This window comes from Microbacterium alkaliflavum (assembly GCF_044325405.1).
Taxonomy (GTDB): domain Bacteria; phylum Actinomycetota; class Actinomycetes; order Actinomycetales; family Microbacteriaceae; genus Microbacterium; species Microbacterium alkaliflavum.
Genome location: NZ_JBIQWL010000028.1, coordinates 1 through 2,084, shown reverse-complemented (window position 1 = coordinate 2,084; position 2,084 = coordinate 1). Strand labels below are relative to the sequence as shown.

2 protein-coding genes are annotated in these 2,084 nt (G+C 66.9%); both read right to left on the bottom strand.

The features are described 5' to 3' along the window. On the bottom strand, positions 1 to 777 hold a 777-nt coding region (locus ACH3VR_RS23300), incomplete at its 3' end, for a carbohydrate ABC transporter permease (protein WP_397558732.1). 156 nt (positions 778 to 933) lie between these two features. Next, the gene (locus ACH3VR_RS23295; RefSeq protein ID WP_397558731.1) at positions 934 to 1,596 is read right to left on the bottom strand and encodes a carbohydrate ABC transporter permease; all 663 of its coding nucleotides are present in this window, start codon (positions 1,594 to 1,596) and stop codon (positions 934 to 936) included. Positions 1,597 to 2,084 lie beyond the last annotated feature (488 nt).

The window sequence follows — 2,084 nt, the reverse complement described above, 5'->3', positions numbered from 1 at the left end:
GATGTAGATGATGATCATCGGGATGGTGACGATCGAGAGGGCTGAGAAGAGGAGGCTGTAGTCGGTGACGTAGCGGCTGGAGAATGCGAGCAGGCCGGTGGGGATGGTTTTGAGGTCGTCGTCTTGGATGTAGAGCAGGGCGAGGAGGAATTCGTTCCAGCAGGAGAGTGCGGAGAAGACCGCGACGGTCGCGAGTCCTGGGCGTAGGAGCGGGATCGCGATCATGCGGAAGATGCGGAAGTCTCCGGCGCCGTCGATGCGGGCGGCTTCGAAGAGTTCTTCGGGGATCGCGTCGAGGAACACTTTGAGCAGGTAGGTCGCCAGCGGCAGGCCCATCGCGGTGTAGGGGATGATGAGGGCCCAGTAGGTGTCGGTCAGGCCGAGGTCCGTGAACATCGTGCTCTGCGCGATGAAGTAGGACTGCAGGGGGAGGATGAGGCCGAGCGAGAGCAGTCCGAGCAGCAGCTTCGCTCCGCGGAAGCGGTAGCGGCTGAACGCGAAGGCGGCGGCCGACGCGAGGAGCAGGATCGCGAGGACCGACACGGACGTGACGATCGCGCTGTTGAGGGCGTAGCGGCCGATGTTTCCGACTTCCCATGCTTGCGCCCAGATCGTGAAGTCGAATGTTGTGGGCAGTGAGAACGGGGTGGTGAAGATCTCGGAGTTGCTTTTGAAGCTGGAGAGCACCATCCACACGAGCGGGATGAAGAAGACGAGCGCGAGGAGGGCCAGCCCGACGTAGACGAGGCTGCGGCCGAGGCGGATGGCGGGGTTCATCGGACCAGCTCCTTCGCGGGGGAGAGGGGTGCCGTGGTCGCGGCGGGGGCGGGTGGTGGGGTGTGCGCGGTTCGGCGCGATGGTCGGTCCGGGCGCTGGCCGCGTTCGCGGCGTTCGCCGCGNAGACGAGGCTGCGGCCGAGGCGGATGGCGGGGTTCATCGGACCAGCTCCTTCGCGGGGGAGAGGGGTGCCGTGGTCGCGGCGGGGGCGGGTGGTGGGGTGTGCGCGGTTCGGCGCGATGGTCGGTCCGGGCGCTGGCCGCGTTCGCGGCGTTCGCCGCGTTCGCCGCGGCGGCGCAGGGTGGTGGCGATGAGGCCGATGGCGATGACGACGGCGGTGAGGACGACGGCCATCGCCGAGCCGTAGCCGACCTGGCCTGTGTGGAAGACGGATTGGACGAGGTAGGTGGTGGGGATTTCGGTGGAGTGGTAGGGGCCGCCGTTGGTGAGGACGTAGAAGAGGTCGAAGGATTGGAAGCCGCCGGTGACGCAGAGGAGGATGGCGACCTCGATCGAGGTGCGGATGATCGGCACCCGCACGCGCCAGAAGATGGTGCTCTCGCGGGCGCCGTCCAGGCGCGCGGCTTCGATGACTTCGGTGGGCACTTGGCGGAGCGCGGCGAAGAAGATCGTCATGTAGAAGCCGGCGTAGACCCAGCCCGAGACGAGGCAGATCGCCAGGAGCGCGGTCTGCTCGTCGCCGAGCCAGACGCGGGTCCAGTCCTCCAGGCCGAAGGCGCGGAGGGCGCCGTTGACGAGGCCGAAGTCGGGGTTGTAGACGAACGACCACAACACGGCGACGACGACCATGGGCAGCATGACGGGCTGTAGACGAACGACCACAGCACGGCGACGACGACCATGGGCAGCATGACGGGCGTGAAGATCGCGACGCGGAACCACAGCGAACCGCGTTTGACCGAGATCGCGATGCCCGCCAGCACGAGACCCAGCAGCACCTCGACGACGAGGGTGACGAGGATGTAGACGACGACGTTGACGAACGACTGCTGGAAGACGGTGTCGCCGAAGGCTTCGATGTAGTTGTCGAGGCCGACGAACACGGCGTCGCTGTAGCCGTCCCAGTCGGTCAGGCTGTAGGCGCCCGTGAAGAGGAACGGGACGAGCACCGCGAACCCGAACACGATGAGCGCGGGGGCGATGAACAGATACGGGGCGAGAGGTCGGTGCGCCCTCATGGCATCCTCCGGTCGTGCGTGTGCGGGACCGAGGGGTTTCCTCGGTCCCGCACAGGGCCTACTTGGTGAGCTGGTCCTGCAGCTGGGCGAGGGCGTCCTGGGGGGGGG

Coding starts and splice junctions, on each gene's coding strand:
- ACH3VR_RS23295 (WP_397558731.1), bottom strand. CDS start 1,596: ATGCTGCCCATGGTCGTCGTCGCCGTGTTGTGGTCGTTCGTCTACAAC.